This is a genomic window from Methylobacterium sp. CM6241 (genome assembly GCF_054817845.1).
This window is the reverse complement of the sequence record NZ_CM139246.1, coordinates 1,474,900-1,493,002: the sequence shown is the minus strand read 5'-3', so window position 1 is coordinate 1,493,002 and position 18,103 is coordinate 1,474,900. Positions and strand designations below refer to the sequence as shown.

The 18,103-nt window shown below is 67.3% G+C and carries 18 protein-coding genes; 10 read left to right on the top strand and 8 right to left on the bottom strand.

All coding sequences use genetic code 11. From position 1 onward, the window contains the following. The first annotated feature begins 24 nt into the window (after window positions 1-24). The gene (gene rnhA, locus ACYQR9_RS06915) at window positions 25-741 is read left to right on the top strand and encodes a ribonuclease HI (RefSeq protein ID WP_056427876.1); all 717 of its coding nucleotides are present in this window, start codon (window positions 25-27) and stop codon (window positions 739-741) included. A 14-nt stretch (window positions 742-755) separates the two neighbouring features. Next, complete coding sequence (locus tag ACYQR9_RS06910) at window positions 756-1,319, top strand: DNA-3-methyladenine glycosylase (protein ID WP_461229744.1); 564 nt, start codon at window positions 756-758, stop codon at window positions 1,317-1,319. Between the two features lie 42 nt (window positions 1,320-1,361). Here the strand turns inward: ACYQR9_RS06910 and ACYQR9_RS06905 are convergent, their stop codons facing one another. Further along, on the bottom strand, window positions 1,362-2,507 hold the full coding sequence (locus ACYQR9_RS06905; RefSeq protein ID WP_461229137.1) for an NADH:flavin oxidoreductase: 1,146 nt from the start codon (window positions 2,505-2,507) through the stop codon (window positions 1,362-1,364). Window position 2,508: 1 nt separating this feature from the next. Continuing rightward, window positions 2,509-2,901 (bottom strand): RidA family protein, encoded by a 393-nt coding sequence (locus ACYQR9_RS06900; protein ID WP_461229136.1) that lies wholly within the window; start codon window positions 2,899-2,901, stop codon window positions 2,509-2,511. A gap of 120 nt (window positions 2,902-3,021) precedes the next feature. Between ACYQR9_RS06900 and ACYQR9_RS06895 the strand changes: the two genes are divergently transcribed. The 7 genes from ACYQR9_RS06895 to mnhG all read left to right on the top strand — a co-directional run bounded on the left by ACYQR9_RS06895 (window position 3,022) and on the right by mnhG (window position 10,290). Further along, a complete protein-coding gene (locus ACYQR9_RS06895) occupies window positions 3,022-3,975 on the top strand; it encodes a LysR substrate-binding domain-containing protein (RefSeq protein WP_461229135.1) in 954 nt (317 codons plus the stop codon). A gap of 240 nt (window positions 3,976-4,215) precedes the next feature. Then, window positions 4,216-7,146 carry a monovalent cation/H+ antiporter subunit A gene (locus ACYQR9_RS06890; protein ID WP_461229743.1) on the top strand — a complete coding sequence of 977 codons (2,931 nt, stop codon included), beginning with the start codon at window positions 4,216-4,218 and terminating at the stop codon, window positions 7,144-7,146. Next, window positions 7,146-7,514 (top strand): Na+/H+ antiporter subunit C, encoded by a 369-nt coding sequence (locus ACYQR9_RS06885; protein WP_018041828.1) that lies wholly within the window; start codon window positions 7,146-7,148, stop codon window positions 7,512-7,514. Before ACYQR9_RS06890 ends, ACYQR9_RS06885 begins: the two co-directional genes overlap by 1 nt. Beyond that, window positions 7,511-9,118, top strand: coding sequence for a monovalent cation/H+ antiporter subunit D (locus ACYQR9_RS06880; RefSeq protein WP_461229134.1), 1,608 nt, complete (start codon window positions 7,511-7,513; stop codon window positions 9,116-9,118). Before ACYQR9_RS06885 ends, ACYQR9_RS06880 begins: the two co-directional genes overlap by 4 nt. Continuing rightward, on the top strand, window positions 9,115-9,606 hold the full coding sequence (locus ACYQR9_RS06875; RefSeq protein WP_461229133.1) for a Na+/H+ antiporter subunit E: 492 nt from the start codon (window positions 9,115-9,117) through the stop codon (window positions 9,604-9,606). The genes ACYQR9_RS06880 and ACYQR9_RS06875 overlap by 4 nt, the downstream gene beginning before the upstream one ends. 61 nt (window positions 9,607-9,667) lie before the next feature. Next, window positions 9,668-9,952, top strand: coding sequence for a K+/H+ antiporter subunit F (locus ACYQR9_RS06870; RefSeq protein WP_018041825.1), 285 nt, complete (start codon window positions 9,668-9,670; stop codon window positions 9,950-9,952). Further along, window positions 9,949-10,290 carry a monovalent cation/H(+) antiporter subunit G gene (gene mnhG / locus ACYQR9_RS06865; protein WP_056427896.1) on the top strand — a complete coding sequence of 114 codons (342 nt, stop codon included), beginning with the start codon at window positions 9,949-9,951 and terminating at the stop codon, window positions 10,288-10,290. The genes ACYQR9_RS06870 and mnhG overlap by 4 nt, the downstream gene beginning before the upstream one ends. Before the next feature lie 30 nt (window positions 10,291-10,320). Here the strand turns inward: mnhG and ACYQR9_RS06860 are convergent, their stop codons facing one another. The 4 genes from ACYQR9_RS06860 to ACYQR9_RS06845 form a co-directional block, all read right to left on the bottom strand. Beyond that, window positions 10,321-12,072 carry a monovalent cation:proton antiporter-2 (CPA2) family protein gene (locus tag ACYQR9_RS06860; RefSeq protein ID WP_461229132.1) on the bottom strand — a complete coding sequence of 584 codons (1,752 nt, stop codon included), beginning with the start codon at window positions 12,070-12,072 and terminating at the stop codon, window positions 10,321-10,323. 72 nt (window positions 12,073-12,144) lie between these two features. Further along, window positions 12,145-13,083, bottom strand: coding sequence for a pirin family protein (locus tag ACYQR9_RS06855; protein ID WP_461229131.1), 939 nt, complete (start codon window positions 13,081-13,083; stop codon window positions 12,145-12,147). Window positions 13,084-13,737: 654 nt separating this feature from the next. Further along, the gene (locus tag ACYQR9_RS06850) at window positions 13,738-14,115 is read right to left on the bottom strand and encodes an energy transducer TonB family protein (protein ID WP_461229130.1); all 378 of its coding nucleotides are present in this window, start codon (window positions 14,113-14,115) and stop codon (window positions 13,738-13,740) included. 194 nt (window positions 14,116-14,309) lie between these two features. After that, on the bottom strand, window positions 14,310-14,582 hold the full coding sequence (locus ACYQR9_RS06845; protein WP_461229129.1) for a hypothetical protein: 273 nt from the start codon (window positions 14,580-14,582) through the stop codon (window positions 14,310-14,312). A 642-nt stretch (window positions 14,583-15,224) separates the two neighbouring features. Between ACYQR9_RS06845 and ACYQR9_RS06840 the strand changes: the two genes are divergently transcribed. After that, window positions 15,225-17,417 (top strand): transglycosylase domain-containing protein, encoded by a 2,193-nt coding sequence (locus ACYQR9_RS06840; protein WP_461229128.1) that lies wholly within the window; start codon window positions 15,225-15,227, stop codon window positions 17,415-17,417. A 57-nt stretch (window positions 17,418-17,474) separates the two neighbouring features. Here ACYQR9_RS06840 and ACYQR9_RS06835 read toward each other — a convergent pair whose 3' ends face one another. Beyond that, window positions 17,475-17,729 carry a BrnA antitoxin family protein gene (locus ACYQR9_RS06835; protein ID WP_056427909.1) on the bottom strand — a complete coding sequence of 85 codons (255 nt, stop codon included), beginning with the start codon at window positions 17,727-17,729 and terminating at the stop codon, window positions 17,475-17,477. 29 nt (window positions 17,730-17,758) lie between these two features. Further along, window positions 17,759-17,989, bottom strand: coding sequence for a hypothetical protein (locus ACYQR9_RS06830; protein ID WP_056427912.1), 231 nt, complete (start codon window positions 17,987-17,989; stop codon window positions 17,759-17,761). Window positions 17,990-18,103: the final 114 nt, after the last annotated feature.

The window sequence follows — 18,103 nt, the reverse complement described above, 5'->3', positions numbered from 1 at the left end:
TGCCCCGGACATGAGATCAGCGTCATGACGACAACGAAGCCCGCCCTCGCCCGCGCCGTCGCCTATGCCGATGGCGGCTGTGATCCGAACCCGGGCCCCGGAGGCTGGGGCGTCGTGATCGAGGGGCCGGAGGGCAAGATCGAGCTCTGCGGCGGCGACCGCGCCACCACCAACAACCGGATGGAATTGACGGCGGCGATCAAGGCCCTGTCGCATTTCCCCGCCGGATCGGCAATCGAGATGCGCTGCGACAGCCAGTACGTCATCAAGTCGGTGACCGAATGGATGCGCGGCTGGAAGGCGAAGGGCTGGCGCACCAGCACCGGGCCGGTGAAGAACGTCGAGCTGATGCAGGAGCTCGACGCCCTCAACGCCGCCCGCGACGTGAAGTGGACCTGGGTGCGGGGCCATACCGGCAATGTCGGCAACGAGCGCGCCGACCGGCTGGCGGCGCAGGGTCGGCGGCAGGCCCTCGGTCTCGCTCCGGCCGGCGAACCGGTTCCGTCCCCCGCCGTCCCGGCGGTGGTGCCTCCTCCGGGCGTGGCGGCGGAAGCGCCGGCCCCTGCCCCCCGCACGACGCCGGTGGCGATCGATCTCGGCCTCGGCCTCGACGTGTCGCGAGCGGCCAAACTCGGCGGGCTGACGCCTCAGGCCTTCGTCGAACGCGCAATCCGCGTGGCCCTGAAACTCGGGCCGGACGGCATCGCCCGCGTGCTGGATGGCGGTTCCGCCAAACCGTGAGCCTCGGGCAAGCCGTGAGCCTCGGGGCGGATTTCTATGCGCGGCCGGCGGCGGCGGTCGCCTCCGACCTGATCGGATGCCGCCTCCTCGTCTCCGGGATCGGCGGGCTCGTCGTCGAGACCGAGGCCTATGACCGGAGCGACCCGGCCTCCCATAGTTTCAACGGGCCGACCCGGCGCAATGCCAGCATGTTCGGGCCGCCGGGCCATGCCTATGTCTATCGGTCCTACGGCATGCATTGGTGCCTCAACCTCGTCTGTGAACTGGGAAGCGCGGTACTGATCCGCGCGATCGAGCCGAAGGAGGGGATCGAGACCATGCGCGAGCGGCGCGGGCTCGACGCCCTCCGCCTCCTCTGCGCGGGACCGGGCCGCCTGTGTCAGGCCCTGGCGGTGACGAGCCTGCAGGACGGTCTTCCCCTCGACCGGCCGCCCTTCGAGCTGGAGCGACGGGACGCGACGCCGGAGATCCTGGCCGACCGCCGCATCGGCATCACGCGCGGGGCGGACACCCCCTGGCGCTTCCTCCTCGCGGGCTCGGCCTATCTCAGCAAGCCGGTATCTCGCCGACGGGAATAGGCCGGCCATCGAGGGACACCGGAACCCAGGGTCGTTTCGGTCTCAGTCGGGCGTGGCGGCGGAGCGCCGCCGATAGGCCTCGGCATTCTCGAGATCGGCGATGGGAGACAGGAGCGCGCCGTCGAACTCATCGAGGGGAAGTCCTCCCGCTACGCGGCGCGGCCAGTCCGGATTGGCGAGAGCTCCGCGTCCGAGAGACACGAAGTCCGCTTCGCCAGCAGCCATGAGACCGGCCGCCCGCGATGGCCGATGAAGACCACCATTGGCGATCACGGGTCGACGGCCATGGCGCTTGGCCAGAGCCGCCAGACTTGCCGTCGCCTCGAAGGCGGGCTGCCACGCCTCATGCTCTGTCGTGTGCAGATAATCGATGGACAGGCCGCCGAGCGTACCGAAGATGGCGGCGGCCTCGTCCTCGCCCCCGCTCCATTTATGTGTGAGGTCGTTGACCTTGCCCTGGGAGATGCGGAGGCCCAACACGAAATCGGGCCCCACGGCCTTCCGGACGGCATCCACGACTTCGACGATGAGGCGCATCCGCCGAACGACGTCGCCGCCGTAGCGATCCTGGCGCAGGTTGGTTTCCTCGCTGAGGAACTGGTCCAGGAGGTAGCCGTTCGCCGCGTGGATCTCGACACCGTCGAAGCCCGTATCCCGTGCCCGAACCGCCGCCTCGGCAAAGCCGATCACGACCGACCTGACGTCCGGTCCCGACATGGAATCAGGGATCGGATACTCACCGCTTCCGCGATAGAAGATCATCTGCCGACCCTTGGGCTTCACCGCCGAAGGTCCCCTGGTCCCGGTCCGGAACGCGTTCCCCTGTGAGAGGGCCCCGGCATGCATCAGCTGTGCGATGATCCTCGCACCGTGCCCATGCACGCCTTCGACGATCGGCTTCCAGGCATCGCACTGTTCGGTGTCGGCAAGACCCGGCTGGAACAGGTAACCCTGAGAATGCGCCGTGTCGGTGTAGAGGCCCTCGGTGATGACAAGGCCGAAGCCACCGGTCGCGAAGGCGGCATAGTAATCCGCCATGCGCTGCGTCGCACGGCCATCCGACCCGGCGCTGACCCGCGTCATCGGGGCGACCGCCATTCTGTTCCGAAGCGCCATCGGTCCGATGGCCGACGGCGTCAGGAGACGGCGCAGGGCGTCGGGATCCGGCATCGTCGCCAGCACATCCATCTCAAGCGCCCCTGACGCTGACGGCCGCAATGGCCTCGATCTCGATCATGGCCCGGGGATCGTAGAGCGCCTTGACCTCGGCGATGGTGTCGGCGGGATAGGGCGCGGTGAAGTACCGGCGGCGCAATGCCACGACGTCCCGGAAGTGGTCCATGTCGGTGACGAAGATCGTCACCTTCACCACGTCCTTCAGGCTCGATCCGCCAGCCTCCAACACCCTGCGGAGGTTGGAGAAGGCCTGCTCGCCCTGTGCCATGAAGCCACCGTCGACGATCCGCCCGTCATCATCCGCCCCGGCCTGGCCGGAGACGAAGAGAAGGCCGCCATACCGAATGCCCTGCGACAGCAGGAAAGGCTCATAATTGTCTGGCTGCGTGATGATGCGTTCCAGCATGGTCGTCTCGCTTTCGATGGACGGGAAAGCGGCATGAACCCATCTTGCCCCAGCCGCTCCGATGGCGGAGAGGTGGGCTCGAATCTGGAGCGCGACAAACTCCAAATCCTCGGGTGATGGATGAGCGGATCTCATCTCGGTCTGCGACGCCGCCTACCGCCGCTCGGCGCTCTGCGTGCTTTCGAAGCCGCGGCACGACACGGGAGTTTCAAGCTTGCGGCGGCCGAGCTCGCGGTGACGCCAACCGCGATCAGTCACCAGATCCGCGGCCTCGAAGAGAATATCGGACTGAGCCTCTTCGAGAGACGGGTCCGCCAGGTGATGCTGACCGAGGCCGGTCTCCAGCTATACCCTGTCCTGCGCGAGGGGTTCGATGCCTTCGAAGCCGCCATTGCCCGCCTGACGCGAGTGCGGAGTCGGGTACAGATCACCATCACCGCCACGAGCGCGTTCACGGCGAAATGGCTCGTCCCGAGGGTGTCCGGCTTCCGGGCTCTCCATCCGGATATCGACCTGCATCTGCTGGCCTCGGATGACGCCATCGATCTCGATGCCGCCGGCGCGGACCTCGCCATTCGTTACGGGCGCGGCCCCTATCCGGGCCTCTCCGCCGAGGCGATGTTCGCCGATCGTTTCGCGCCTGTGGTCAACCCTCTCCTCCGCAAGATCGCCTTCGACGACCTAACGGGCGACGATCCTGAAGCCGCGCCGCTGATCCATTTCCGTTGGAGACGGAAGCATCCGCTGAACCCGACCTGGGAAACCTGGTTCGATCGCGCGGGATTGCCTTGTCCATCCCGGCCCGGCCAGATCCGCTTCTCCGACGAAGGGCACGCGATCCAGGCCGCGGTGGCGGGCCAGGGGGTCGCCCTGTTGAGCCTCGCCCTCGTGGAAGCGGAACTGGCGGCGGGCCAACTCGTCCAGCCGTTCGGGCCGGTTCTGGACGGTCATATCTACCATCTCGTCACCAGCGAGGCAGGCCTCTCGAAACCCAGCGTACAAGCCACGACCGAATGGCTGCGCGCGGAGGCCGCCACGTTCCGGGCGCGGATGGAAGGCCATCCTTCGACCTGACATACCTGTCCTCGCGATATCGGGCATTGAACGAGCAAGGCTCTATCTCGGCAGGGCCAGACCATGACCGGGGAGATGTCGCGGGGATTCTACGGAATCTTGGCGCTCTCCGCCCTCGCCACGTCTGATGTTGCGTCCTATACCGCACTCGACCCGCGCGAGCGCCCCGCTCCTGGTTTCGCCGGACGCCCCGCACCCCATGGAGGGCGCTCCCGCCCAACGAGGGTATTGCCCGAGCCGATGCCGCCCCACCTGCTCCTCGCCATCGCCGCCATCCTGCCCTTCCTCGGCAGCGTCGTGGCGATCTGCCTGCCGGGCCACGCACGCAACGCCGCCGCGATCGTTGCGGGTGTCGTGATGGTGACCTGCCTCGCCTGCATCGGGCTCCTCTACCCCGCCGTCGCAGGCCCGGACCCCGTCATCTGGGCGGTCGACTGGCTGCCGACGTTGGGCGTCCGCCTCGTGCTGCGGCTCGACGGGCTATCCTGGCTGTTCGCCGTCCTGGTGCTCGGGATCGGCGCGCTCGTGGTCCTCTATGCGCGCTATTACATGGCGGAAGCGGACCCGGTGCCGCGTCTGTTCTCGTATTTCCTCGCCTTCGTCGGCGCGATGCTGGGCATCGTGCTCTCGGGCAACCTGATCCAACTCTTCGTCTTCTGGGAATTGACGAGCATCGTCTCGTTCCTGCTCATCGGTTACTGGTCCGACAACGCCTCCGCCCGGGACGGCGCGCGGATGGCGCTGACCATCACGGCGGCCGGCGGCCTCTGCCTGTTCGTCGGTCTGGTGCTCATCGGGCAGATCGTCGGTAGCTACGACCTCTCGGCGGTGCTCGCCTCGGGCGACACGATCCGCAACAATCCGCTCTACCTGCCGGCCCTGGTTCTGGTGCTGGCCGGCGCGCTGACGAAGTCGGCGCAGTTCCCGTTCCACATCTGGCTGCCGCGCGCCATGGCGGCACCGACGCCGATCAGCGCCTACCTGCATTCAGCCACCATGGTGAAGGCCGGCATCTTCCTGATGATCCGGTTCTGGCCGGTGCTGGCGAACACCGAGGCCTGGTATTGGATCGTCGGCACCGCCGGCATGATCACGATGCTGGTGGGCGCGTGGAGCGCGATCTTCCAGCACGACCTCAAGGGTCTGCTCGCCTATTCCACCATCAGCCATCTCGGGCTGATCACCCTGCTCCTCGGCCTCGATTCGCCGCTGGCCGTCGTGGCGGCGATCTTCCACACGGTGAACCACGCAACGTTCAAGGCCTCGCTGTTCATGGCGGTGGGCATCATCGACCACGAGACCGGGACGCGCGACATGCGCCGCCTCAGCGGTCTGTGGCGGGCCATGCCCTATACGGCGACGTTGGCGATGGTCGCCGCCGCCGCGATGGCGGGTGTGCCGCTCCTCAACGGCTTCCTGTCGAAGGAGATGTTCCTGGCCGAGGCGGTCGACAACGCGGACGGCCACCTGCTCAATCTCGCCTTGCCGGTGCTGGCGACGTTGGCGAGCGCCTTCACCATGCTCTATTCCGTGCGCTTCATCCGGCAGGCCTTCTTCGGACCCGCCCCGCACGACCTGCCGCACGCGCCCCACGAGCCGGTCCGCTGGATGCGCATCCCGATCGAGCTGCTGGTCCTCGTCTGCGTCGCCATCGGCCTCGTGCCGAACCTGACGATCGGTCCCCTCCTCGCAGGCGCGGTCCGGGCGGTCCTCGGCGAGCGGACCCCCGATTACGACCTCGCCATCTGGCACGGCTTCAACGCGCCGCTTGCACTCAGCATGGTGGCGCTGCTGGGCGGCATCGCGCTCTACGTTGCGTTCGGGCGGCGGATCAACACCAATCCCCGCGGCGGCCCCTGGCTGATGGACCGGATCGACGGCGGCTGGCTGTTCGAGCGGACCATGACCGGCCTCGTGAACGGCGCGCGCCGCCTGGAAGCCGGGCTCGGCGCCGAGCGGCTCCAGGCGCAGTTGCGCATTCTCTTCCTCACCGTGCTCCTGGCCGCATTGGTGACGGGAGCCACACGGGGGCTCGACCTGTTCGCGCCGGGCAAGACCACGGAGTTCGACCCGGCCTTCGCGCTGATGTGGCTCGTGGGCGCGGCCTGCGCCATCGGCGCGGCGGAGCGGGCGAAGTACCACCGGCTCTCCGCCGCCATCTTCGTCGGCGGGGCGGGCCTCGTGAGCAGCCTCACCTTCCTCTGGCTCTCCGCCCCGGATCTCGCGGTGACGCAGATCCTGGTGGAGATCGTCACCACCGTGCTGCTGCTGCTGGGCCTGCGCTGGCTGCCCAAGCGCGACGCGGCAATTCCGGCGCCGGCTTGGGAGAAGACGCGGTCCCGCCGTCGACGGATGATCGATCTCGGCATCGCCGCCTTTGCCGGCCTCGGGCTCGCCGGCCTAGCCTACGCGGTGATGACCCGGCCCGCCGTCGACGGGATCGCCCGCTGGTTCATCGAGGAGGCCTACCCGCAGGCGGGCGGACGCAACGTCGTCAACGTATTGCTGGTGGATTTCCGGGCCTTCGACACGTTGGGCGAAATCTGCGTGCTGGGCATCGTCGGCCTGACGGTGTTCGCGCTTCTCCGGCGCTTCCGCCCCGCCTCGGACAGTCTCGGTCCTCCCAAGCAGCAGGTGAACCACGACGCCTATGACGATGCCCGCGAGGGCCGCGAGCTCGGCGACACCACCGCCGATGCTCTCCTCGTCCCGCGCGTGGTGATGACGTGGCTGTTCCCCTTCATCGTCCTCCTCGCCCTGCATCTGTTCCTGCGCGGCCACGACCTGCCGGGGGGCGGCTTCGCGGCGGGCATCGCGCTCACCATCGCCTTCATGCTGCAATACATGGCTCAGGGCGCGCAGTGGGTCGAAGAGCGGCTGCGGATCCAGCCGATCTCGTGGATCGGCATCGGCCTGCTGGTCTCCGTCTCGGTCGGCGCCGGTTCCTGGCTGTTCGGGCGTCCGTTCCTCACCGCCTATTTCGCCTATTGGAAGCCGCCTCTGCTCGGCAAGGTCCCGATGGCGAGCGCGCTTCTGTTCGATCTCGGGATCATGGTGCTGGTGGTGGGCGCGAGCGCGCTGATGCTCGTCGCCCTGGCTCACCAATCCCTGCGGCGCACCCGCCCCGCCGAGGCGGGCGTGGAGCGGGTCGTCGAGAAGGAGCCCGCCTGATGGAGATCGTGCTGTCCCTGGGGATCGGCGTCTTCGCCGCCTCGGGCATCTGGCTGATGCTGCGTCCCCGCACCTTCCAGGTCGTGCTGGGCATCTCGCTGCTGAGCTACGCCGTCAACCTGTTCATCTTCGCCATGGGCCGGCTGACGGTGGGCGCCCCGCCGGTGCTCGGAGCCGGGGCCGACATCGTCTCCGTGGACGATCCGGTGCCGCAGGCCCTGGTCCTCACCGCCCTGGTGATCGGCTTCGCGCTCACCGCGCTCTTCCTCGTCGTGCTGCTCGCCGCCCGCGGCATCACCGGCAGCGACCATGTGGACGGCCGCGAGCCGCATCTGGCGGAGCCGAATCCAGAGAACCCGCATCCATGAACGCCACGGTTCTGAATGCCCCCCTGGTCAGCGACTGGACCGACCATCTTGTCGTCCTGCCCATCGTTCTGCCGATCGCGGTGGCCGGGGCGATGTTCCTCATGGACGAGCGCCGGAGTCGGCTGAAAGGGGCGCTCAGCCTCGCCACGGTGCTGGCCCTCCTCGGCATATCCCTCATCCTCGTCTGGCGCGCGAGCGAGGCGGCGCAGATCTACCGCCTCGGCAATTGGGCCGCGCCCTACGGCATCGTGCTGGTGGCAGACCGGCTCTCGGCCCTGATGCTGGCGCTCGGCAGCGTGCTGGGCCTATGCGCCCTGGTCTTCTCCTTCGCCCGCTGGGGCCGGGCGGGTCCGCGCTTCCACGGCCTGTTCCTCCTGCTGCTGATGGGCGTCAACGGCGCCTTCCTCACCGGAGACCTGTTCAACCTGTTCGTGTTCTTCGAGGTGATGCTGGCCGCCTCCTACGGTCTCGTCCTGCACGGATCGGGCGAGACGCGAATCCGGGCCGGCCTCGGCTACATCGCGGTCAACCTCGTCGCCTCGCTGTTCTTCCTCGTCGGCGTCAGCCTCATCTACGGCACGATGGGAACCCTCAACATGGCTGACCTCGCCCGGCGGCTCGCGGCGCCGGAGGCGGGGGAACTCGCTTTGTTCGAGATCGGCTGCGCGATCCTCGGCATCGCCTTCCTGATCAAGTGCAGCGCTTGGCCGCTCGGGTTCTGGCTGCCCACCACCTACGCGGCAGCGAGTGCGCCGGCGGCCGCGATCCTCGCGATCCTGAGCAAGGTCGGCATCTACGTGGTGGTGCGCCTGAGCCTGCTTCTGTTCGGGGCGGGACTGTCGGAGGGGTTCGGACAGACCTGGATCCTCGCCGCCGGTCTCGCGACGATGGCCTATGGCGCCATCGGCATCCTGGCGGCGCGCGACCTCACGCGGGCGGCGGGCTATGCGGTGATGATCTCGTCGGGCACGGTGCTGGCGGCCTTGGGGAGCGGCAGTGACCGGGCGCTCTCGGGCGCCCTGTACTACCTCCTCGGCTCCACCCTCGCGGCGGGCGCCCTGTTCCTGCTCGCCGAAATCCTGCAGCGCGGCCGCGACCCGCTGGAGGCCGCCCAGGCCGTCTTCGCCGACGAGTACCGCGACCCGTTCGACGATGCCGACGCCACGGAGATCGGCCGGGCGATCCCCGCTGCGGTGGCGCTCCTCGGGAGCGGCTTCCTCGTCTGCACGCTGATGTTGGCGGGGGTTCCCCCGCTCTCCGGTTTCGTCGGCAAGCTCGCGATCTTCACGGGGCTCACCACGGCCACGATGACCGCGTCCGCCTGGTGGCTCATCACAGCGCTGACCCTGTCGAGCTTCGCCACGCTGATGCCGATGGTGCGGCTCGGGATCAAGAACCTCTGGGTTCCGAGCGACGACCCGCCGCCGGTCCTGCGCCTTTCGGAATTCACCGCTCTCGCCGGCCTGCTCGCCGCCTGTGTGGCGCTCGCCCTCTGGGGCGGCCCGGCCCTCGCCTATGCCGACGAGACCGTGCGCTGGCTGGCGCAGCCGCAGGAATACGTTCGGGCCGTCCTCGGGCCGACGCGGGAAGGCGGTGGATCGTGAGCCGCCTCCTGCCCTACCCTATCCTGTCGGCCTGCCTCGCCGCGACCTGGCTACTCCTGAACGCGCCGCTCTCACCGGGCAATGTCCTGCTGGCGCTGCTGGTCGGCCTCACGGTTCCTGCCGTCATGCTGGCGCTCCGTCCTCCCTCGGTGCGGGTGCGGGCGCCCGGCACCCTCGCCCGGCTCGCCGTGATCGTGCTCTACGACATGGTGCGCTCGAACATCGATGTCGCCCGCATCATCCTCGGGCTTCGCGGCGGCGAGCGGCGGACCGGTTTCGTCACGATTCCCCTCGACATGCGCAAGCCGTTCGGCCTCGCGATCCTGTCGATCATCCTCACCGGCACGCCCGGCACCCTCTGGGTCCAGTACGATTCCGACACGGGCTGCCTGCTCATCCACGTGCTCGACTACACGGATGGCGAGGAATGGGTGCGGCGGGTGAAGGACCGCTACGAGCGCCCCCTGATGCAGATCTTCGCCCCATGATCTTCTTCGTCCCATAATCTTCTTCGTCCCATGATCTTCTTCGTCCCGTGAGGTTCTTCCCATGAGCGCCAACACCGTTCTCGACTGGGGCCTCGGCTTCGCCCAGGGGATGCTGGTTCTCGCCATGGCGCTCGCCGCATGGCGGATGCTGCGCGGCCCCCGCGCCCAGGATCGCATCCTCGGTCTCGACACCCTCTACCTCAACGGCATGCTGGCGGTGGTGGTCCACGGCATGCGCACCGGCAGCGGCCTCTATTTCGAGGCCGCCCTGATCCTCGGCATGATCGGCTTCACCGCCACCGTGGCGCTGGCGAAGTTCCTGATGCAGGGCGAGGTGATCCAGTGAACGACGCTGAACTTCCAGTCTGGGCCGCGTGGCTGGTGGTGGCGCTGGCGATCGTCGGCGCGGGTTTCTCGCTCACCGGCGCCTTCGGCCTCATTCGCCTCCGGACGTTCTACGAGCGCGTCCATGCCCCCACCCTGGGCGCGACGCTGGGCATGGCGCTAATCCTCATGAGCTCGATGCTGCTCCTGTCCCTGATCGAGGGCCGCCTCGTCCTGCGTGACGCCCTCATCGGCGTGTTCCTCACCGTGACGACCCCGGTGACGTTGCTGCTCCTCGCCCGCGCGGCGGCGCAGCGGGACCGCCACGAAGGCAATCCCGGTGCACCGCCAGAGGTATGACGCACGCCCGGCGACAATGAGCGCCGCGCCTCAAGCCTCCGCCGCATTCCCACGGATCAGGTCGCGCCCGGCATAGATCCCGCCCACGGTCTCCATATCGAGCCGCTCGGCGTCGCGGCGGCGGACTTCGGCCATGACCGCGCTGGCGGAATCCGGCTCGTCACCGATGGCCAGGAGTGCCTGCTCGCCGAAGGCCAGGGCCGATTCGAGCGTCTCGCGAAGCTGGTAGGCGACTCCGGCATGGATGAGCTCGATCGCGTGCTCGCGGTCGCGGGCGCGGGCGAGGACGGGAACGAGGGGGAACTCGGCCCTCGCCAGTTCGGCGATCCGCCGCGCGGCCTCGCGGTCGTCGATGCAGATCAGGATCGCCCGTGCCGTGGCGGCCCCGGCCGCGTGCAGGATGTCGAGGCGCGTACCGTCCCCGTAATAGACCTTGAAGCCGAATTGTTCGGCGACGCGGATATAGGCGGGGTTGGTGTCGATGATCGAGACCGAGCAGCCGCGCGAGATCAGCGGTTGGCTCACCACCTGCCCGAATCGGCCGAAGCCGATGATGAGGGCGCTACCCACGAGATTTTCCGGCACCTCGACGCCCTCCGTCGAGACCGAGGCCTTGGGGCCGAGGCGGTCGAAGGCGATCACCATCAACGGCGTGACGGCCATGGAGAGGATGATCGTCGCCGTCAGGATGGCGTTGGTGGTGCCGTCGATGATGCCGGCGCTCGCGGCGGCGGCATAGAGCACGAAGGCGAACTCGCCGCCCTGGGCCATCAGGGCCGCACGCTCCATCGCCTCGGGATGCGAGGCGCGCAGGAGACGGGCGATGGCGTAGATGACGATGCTCTTCACCACCATGTAGGCGGCGACGCCCGTGAGGATGAGCGCCCAGTTCGCGGCGATGACCGTGAGGTCGAGGGACATGCCCACGCCGAGGAAGAACAGGCCGAGCAGGATGCCCCGGAACGGCTCGATATCGGCCTCCAGCTGGTGCCGGAAGCTCGATTCCGAGAGCAGGACGCCCGCCAGGAACGCACCCATGGCCATGGACAACCCGCCGAGCTGCATGGCCAGGGCCGAGCCGAGCACGACGAGGAGGGCCGTCGCCGTCATCACCTCGCGGGCCTTGGCCGCGGCCAGCAGGCGGAACAGCGGGTTGAGCAGCCAGCGCCCTGCCGCCACCAGGGCAGCCACGGACCCGAGGGCGATACCGATGCCATAGACGCGGTCCATCGTGCCGGTCGCCTGCCCGCCGGGGGCCAGCAGCGCCACGATGGCGAGGAGCGGCACGATGGCGAGGTCCTCGAGCAGGAGGATCGCCACGATGCGCTGTCCCTTCGGCGTCGAGAGCGACCCGCGCTCTTCGAGAAGCTGCATGACGATGGCGGTGGAGGTGAGGACGAAGCCGGTGCCGGCCACGAAGGAGATCGCAGGCGAGAACCCCATGGCGATGCCGACGAGCATGAGCGCGGCGATGCAGACGCCGACCTGGGCGAGGCCGAGGCCGAAGATCTCGCGCCGCATGCCCCAGAGCCGCGACGGCTCCATCTCCAGCCCGATGATGAACAGGAACATCACCACGCCGAGTTCCGCCACATGCAGGATGGCGTGGGCATCCGAGAACAGGCCGAGGCCGAACGGGCCGATGGCGAGCCCCGCCACGAGGTAGCCGAGGACCGAGCCGAGGCCGATCCGCTTGAAGACCGGCACCGCGACGACGCCGGCGGCGAGCAGCGCTACGACCTGTACGAGTTCGCTCGCGGCACCGGATGCTTCAACTGCCATGATGTCGATATGTCCTCTCGGAGGGGATTCGCGGGCGAGGCCCCATGGGCCCCGCCCCGGTCTCGCGCAACTTTACGGATAGCGCACGGGCGGCGGTGATTCCGGCAAGGGGATGAATTCGGATTCGCCGGGCACGGTGTCGAAACGGGCCTGGCGCCAATCCTCCTTGGCCTGCTCGATCCGCTCGGGGCGCGAGGAGACGAAGTTCCACCAGAGATGGCGCGGCCCGTCCATGGGCTCGCCGCCCAGCACCATGAAGCGTGCGGCCTCGGTGGCCCGCACGCTGATACGGTCGCCGGGATTGAAGACGAGGAGCTGGCCGGGGCCGAACCCGTCGCCGGCAATGTCGATGGCGCCGGAGACGGTGTAGATCGCGCGCTCGTCATAGGTCGGGTCGAGGGGCAGCACGGCGCCCGCCTCCAGCATCACGTCGGCGTAGACCATCGGGCTCGACGTCCGCACGGGCGATCTGGCGCCGAAGGCCTCGCCGGCGATCAGCCGGACGATCTTGCCCTCGCCGGTAAGGACCGGCAGCGCATCCGCATCGTAATGTTCGAAGGCGGGGGCGGTCTCCTCGTCCTTGCCGCTGAGCGCGACCCAGGCCTGAATGCCGAACAGCTTCGAGCCGGTCCGGCGCAGCCCGGCGCCGGTCCGCTCCGAATGGGTGATGCCGCGACCGGCCGTCATCCAGTTGAGCTCGCCCGGACGGATCGGCAGTTCGGTGCCCAGGCTGTCCCGGTGCATGATCTCGCCGTCGAACAGGTAGGTGACGGTGGAGAGGCCGATATGCGGATGGGGCCGCACGTCCATGCCCTGGCCGAGCAGGAACTCGGACGGCCCCATCTGGTCGAAGAAGATGAACGGGCCGACCATCCGGCACTCCGTGGACGGCAGAGCCCGCCGGACGGAGAACGAGCCGAGATCCCGCGAACGAGGGACGATCAGGGTCTTGATCGCATCGCAGGAAAAGTGATCGCCCGGAACCGGGTCGTCCGCACTGTGCCAGCTCATCGCCCGTTTCCCTTCTGCTTGATCCGATTGACGTCTCTTGCGGTTTGCGAGGCAGGCATCCGATCCGCAGCACAGTTCCCGCCGGTCCACGAGATCGGTCGGGCTATACGCTCGATCCCGGCGCCAAGTCTTGAAGAATGCCGGCATGTCCGCCTCGAATGGGTTATCGGGCATCTCTGCCCTCGATGAAACAGAAACGATGGAAACCGATCGTTTCGGAAAATACGCTCTCGCCTCGTCACCTTTGCGCCGCGAGGTTATTGAGGATCATACGAACCGCACCCATAGAACCCTTCGCAGAACCCGGGTTTGGGAACCTCCCGAAGTGAGACCGCCGAAGTCATCGCGCTCGATTCCGTTGGAGTTCGCGCTCGGGGCGGGCCGAGCCGGTCCGGCGGCAGAGCGCGAGGCGCGCCGCGAAGACGCAAGCGGCGGTGTTCGCTCAGAAGCCCTGAAACGGGTCTATGGCAGTCGGTGCGAAAACGGATATCGGCAATGGCGCTTCACGATGAACAGCCCGGCGTCGCCATCTCGATCAGCGGCGGATAAGTCACCTGTCTCGCGGGGGTCGGTCTAAACTCACGGCAAACGGAACCGTGTAACAGGAAGACTGTGGAAGCTTTTGAACGAACATCAGTTAAAGACATTACGTGCTTATTTCAGCGGCACCGTTACTTTTAATGAGTTCGCTTTTACTTCTTTTGGAAACGGCGGAAATCTTGAACCCGTTTTTACAGTCAACAAAGCCATCCTGTCGAAATCGGGCGACCCAGACGAGTTGACGACATTTGATTCCACGACGTTTCCGTCCCTTCCGACAATGAAGTTGACGACAACAATCACGTCCGAGTTAGATATGTACATTCTTTTCGCAGATTGATGTCTGATGTAAACGGATCTCGTCAGGGTACCGAGATATTTTTGCTGTATGGTCGGTCCAAACTCATTGTCTTCGGCTCTGGATGCTTCGGGATAAGAGCCTAGAATTGCGCAAGAACCTGCAACTGCAATGGCAAAGAGTTTATAAAACATGGTATCCTCCACCAACAAGCGCAACCAAACTGGTTTATATGCTTGATCTGTGCAAGCCCAGAATCGGCCCTTCCTTGCCGTACTGAGGACAGTCGCTCTCGAGGAGAACCCATAAAAACGAAAGATCCCGCCACGGCTTACACCGGGCGGGACCAATTCGGGGAGTGAATTATCGTCGGAGCGTGACGCTAATTCTAGTAACCGTAGCGATAGGCTCGCCGACGATAATTGTGTTCCTGCCGGCGCAGGTGGGCGTCGTAACGCCGTTCACGCGCCCATTCGCGCCGAACCTGCTTCCGGTACCGATAGCGCTGGTACCCTTCGCGGCTGTAAAACTGCGCCTTCTCGACAAGAGCAGGCTGCTCGAGCTGGACTGATGCCAGCGGCAATGGCGCAGCCTGGGCTGCCGAGGCGAAGCCCGCGACGGCAGCGACGGCCAGGAGAACCAGTTTTGAACTCGTTCGCATCGTTTTACTCCGTGAAGCTCACGAGATGCGTCATGGCCCTTCAAGCATGAACGGAGCATTGACGCCATTCGCACACGCAAACACGGATTCGTGAGGCAGCAACCGGGCAGAACCGCCCCCGCTTTGAAAAGGCGGGACCGTTCAGATGCTTGGCGCGCATCGTGATGTGGCGACCAATGCCGCCTCGACCGATGCGCGGTGGGACGGATTCTTTCATGCCAAGCCTCTACCTCGGTGAGCCCGCCCCATGGCCGTACTCACCACGGCCCGCTTGCCAGCCGCCGCGTGGTCGCGCCTTGATGAGATCGGCTCATTGGGGCGCGATAAGAGCTTGGATCACGTGGCGGTGACGCCACGAAGGACGACAGGTCGAGCGTCGTCGGCCGTACGAACGGCAGCAGCACCAGCGAGGTTCACGCCCCGGGCAGTCGCAGGCTCATCGTCGCTTCTCCGAAGTGTGCCCGACCGAATGCCGCAAAGCTTCTCGGACGCCCTGGGAACGCTATAGGAAGGTGATAAGATTTTCCTATGGTGGAGAATCCGTAAAATGATCCGGGTTAGGAACCCTTAAACCCGCCGTATTTACCATGCGGTACCTGAGCCTCTCGGATCGCGGGATGCTCACAGGTTCAGACGAAACGCATGGCGAACGGACGCAAGGGACGCGGGCGGGAGGAGCCGAACTTCGACGTGCCGGAAGGGCGCATCGGTGGGCGGAGCGACCTCAACCTGCGGCTCAGCGGCGACGATCGCGCCGGAGGCGGTGTGGGAAGACGCGCGACGAGCAGCAACGGCCAGGGCGAAGGCCCCCGGCGCCCCTCGGCGCGGGCCAAGACACCGGCCCGGAAGCCGCGCCGGCGCTCGTTCCTGGGCGGTCTCTTCTACGGCACGCTCGTGCTCGGCCTGTGGGGCGTCATCGCCATCGCGGGGCTGGTCGCCTACCACGCCTCGCAACTGCCGCCGATCGACCAGCTCGCCGTTCCGAAGCGCCCCCCCAACATCGCCATCCTCGCCAGCGACGGCTCGCTCCTGGCCAATCGCGGCGAGACCGGCGGACGAGTGGTGAGCATCGGCGAGTTGCCGCCCTATCTGCCGCGCGCCTTCGTGGCGATCGAGGACCGGCGCTTCTACAGCCATTTCGGCGTCGACCCGGTGGGCATCGCCCGCGCCGTGGCCCAGAACGTCACCCGCCGCGGCGTCTCGCAGGGCGGATCGACCCTGACGCAGCAGCTCGCCAAGAACCTGTTCCTGACGCCGGAACGCTCGGCCTCGCGAAAAATCCAGGAGGCGATCCTCGCCCTGTGGCTGGAGCATCGCTACACCAAGGACGAGATCCTCGAACTCTACCTGAACCGGGTCTATTTCGGCGCAGGCGCCTATGGCATCGAGGCCGCCGCCCAGCGCTATTTCGGCAAGCCCGCCAAGGCGGTGACGCTGGCAGAAGCCGCCATGCTCGGCGGCCTCGTCCAGGCTCCCTCGCGCCTCGCCCCCAACCGCAACCTGCCCGCCGCCCAGGCGCGTGCGGCCCAGGTTCTCGCGGCCATGGAGGAACTCGGCTTCGCCAAGCCCGCCGAGGTGAAGCTGGCGCTGGCGACTCCGGCGCGGCCGGCGAGCAGCCGTGGCGGCGGCTCGGCCAATTACGTGGCCGATCTCGTCATGGACGTCCTCGACGACTTCCTGCCCAAATTCGACACCGATATCGTCGTCACCACCACCGTCGACACCCGCCTCCAGAGCGCGGCCGAGAAGGCGCTCGTGGACGAGCTGAACCAGAAGGGCTCGCGCTATAACGTCGCCCAAGGAGCCGTGGTCTCGATGAAGCCGGACGGTGCGATCCGGGCGCTCATCGGCGGGCGCGACTATGCGCAGAGCCAGTTCAACCGGGCCACCACCGCCAAGCGCCAGCCGGGCTCCTCGTTCAAGCCCTTCGTCTATCTTGCCGCCGTGGAGCGGGGCCTGACCCCGGACACCGTGCGCGACGACGCGCCGATCAGCATCAAGGGCTGGAATCCTGAGAACTATTCGCGCGACTATCGCGGGCCGGTTCCCTTGCGCGAGGCGCTGGCGCTCTCGCTCAACACCGTGGCCGTGCGCCTCGGCCAGGAAGTCGGGCCGAAGGCGGTGGTTCAGGCGGCCCAGCGCCTCGGCATCTCCTCGCCGCTACAGGCCAACGGCTCACTGGCGCTCGGCACCTCGGAAGTGACCCCGCTGGAAATGGTGGGCGCCTACGCCGCCTTCGCCAATGGCGGCACCGGCGTGAACCCCTACGTCATCGCCAACGTGAAGAGCACGACGGGCAAGGCGCTCTACCAGCGCAAAGACACCAATCTCGGCCGGGTGATGAATGCCGAAACCGTCTCGATGATGAACGCGATGATGCATGAGACCTTCGTCTCGGGCACCGCGAGGAAGGCCGAAGTTCCCGGATGGGACCTCGCCGGAAAGACCGGCACCAGCCAGGATTTCCGCGATGCCTGGTTCATCGGCTACTCGTCGAGCCTCGTCACCGGCGTCTGGCTCGGCAACGACGACGGGGAATCCACCAAGAAGGTCTCCGGCGGTAACCTGCCCGGCGAGATCTGGAAGACCTACATGACGGTGGCCCTCAAGGGCCAGACTCCAACGATGTTGCCGGGCGCGAACCATTGGCGAAACCGCGCCCCCGCGGAGGTTCCCGCCACCACCGGAAGTGCGCCGGGGGGCCTCATCGGCGCCCTCCTCGGCGAGCCGCAATCCGCTGCCCCGCCGCCCCGCGTCGCTGCCAACCAGCGCGCTCGCGGGCCAAGCCAGGACGACAGGAACTTTCTCGAGAAGCTGTTCGGCGTGGGAGAATAGGCGAGGAAGAGAAGCGCCTGCCGAAGGCGGGCCGGACCGTCTGAGTTCGGTCGGCCTCTACAGTCCGACGATGCCCTTCAGCGCAGCGTTGATCCGGTCCTGCCAGCCGGGGCCGTCCTTCTGGAAATGCTCCAGCACGGCTCTGTCGAGGCGCAGGGACACCATCTCGCGGGCGCCGGGCGGGCTGAGCGGCGCGGCGGGGGCGCGTTCGGCGGGTTTGGGGGCGTCGGGCGCCTTGGTGGTGGCGGCCTTGAACGCGGCTTCCGCCGCCTGGCGTGGGTCGCTGGCGCGACGGGTCCGATCGAATGCCATGGGTCGGTTTCCTGGTGAGGCTCTCTGGCTCAGCTCGCGGAGCGCTTGCGCTTGGGTGCCGGCGCGGGAGCGGCGGCCTTCGCCTCGGCATCGGCGGCTTCCTTGGCGAGGCGAAGCGCGCGAAGCTTCACGGTGCGCTCGTCGATGGCCTTCACCGATTGCAGATGCTCCGCCATCGCCTCGGCGCCTTCCTTGGCCATCCGTTCGGCGCGCTCGGCGCGCTCTTCGGAACGGGTCCGGGCGTCAGTTTCGTCGCTCATCGTCGTCCTTCCTCGCTCCCCTCGCCCCGCGTACCATCCTTCGATCGCATCATCCGGCCCTGGCAAGGGCTGCATCGGCGAAGTCGCCGCTCGCGCCCGCTCGCGCGGCGCGTG

Coding starts and splice junctions, on each gene's coding strand:
- ACYQR9_RS06840 (WP_461229128.1), top strand. CDS start 15,225: ATGGCGAACGGACGCAAGGGACGCGGGCGGGAGGAGCCGAACTTCGAC.
- ACYQR9_RS06900 (WP_461229136.1), bottom strand. CDS start 2,901: ATGCTGGAACGCATCATCACGCAGCCAGACAATTATGAGCCTTTCCTG.
- ACYQR9_RS06845 (WP_461229129.1), bottom strand. CDS start 14,582: ATGCGAACGAGTTCAAAACTGGTTCTCCTGGCCGTCGCTGCCGTCGCG.
- ACYQR9_RS06835 (WP_056427909.1), bottom strand. CDS start 17,729: ATGGCATTCGATCGGACCCGTCGCGCCAGCGACCCACGCCAGGCGGCG.
- ACYQR9_RS06855 (WP_461229131.1), bottom strand. CDS start 13,083: ATGAGCTGGCACAGTGCGGACGACCCGGTTCCGGGCGATCACTTTTCC.
- ACYQR9_RS06895 (WP_461229135.1), top strand. CDS start 3,022: ATGAGCGGATCTCATCTCGGTCTGCGACGCCGCCTACCGCCGCTCGGC.
- ACYQR9_RS06890 (WP_461229743.1), top strand. CDS start 4,216: ATGCCGCCCCACCTGCTCCTCGCCATCGCCGCCATCCTGCCCTTCCTC.
- ACYQR9_RS06860 (WP_461229132.1), bottom strand. CDS start 12,072: ATGGCAGTTGAAGCATCCGGTGCCGCGAGCGAACTCGTACAGGTCGTA.
- ACYQR9_RS06905 (WP_461229137.1), bottom strand. CDS start 2,507: ATGGATGTGCTGGCGACGATGCCGGATCCCGACGCCCTGCGCCGTCTC.
- rnhA (WP_056427876.1), top strand. CDS start 25: ATGACGACAACGAAGCCCGCCCTCGCCCGCGCCGTCGCCTATGCCGAT.
- ACYQR9_RS06885 (WP_018041828.1), top strand. CDS start 7,146: ATGGAGATCGTGCTGTCCCTGGGGATCGGCGTCTTCGCCGCCTCGGGC.
- ACYQR9_RS06870 (WP_018041825.1), top strand. CDS start 9,668: ATGAGCGCCAACACCGTTCTCGACTGGGGCCTCGGCTTCGCCCAGGGG.
- ACYQR9_RS06830 (WP_056427912.1), bottom strand. CDS start 17,989: ATGAGCGACGAAACTGACGCCCGGACCCGTTCCGAAGAGCGCGCCGAG.
- ACYQR9_RS06880 (WP_461229134.1), top strand. CDS start 7,511: ATGAACGCCACGGTTCTGAATGCCCCCCTGGTCAGCGACTGGACCGAC.
- ACYQR9_RS06850 (WP_461229130.1), bottom strand. CDS start 14,115: ATGTTTTATAAACTCTTTGCCATTGCAGTTGCAGGTTCTTGCGCAATT.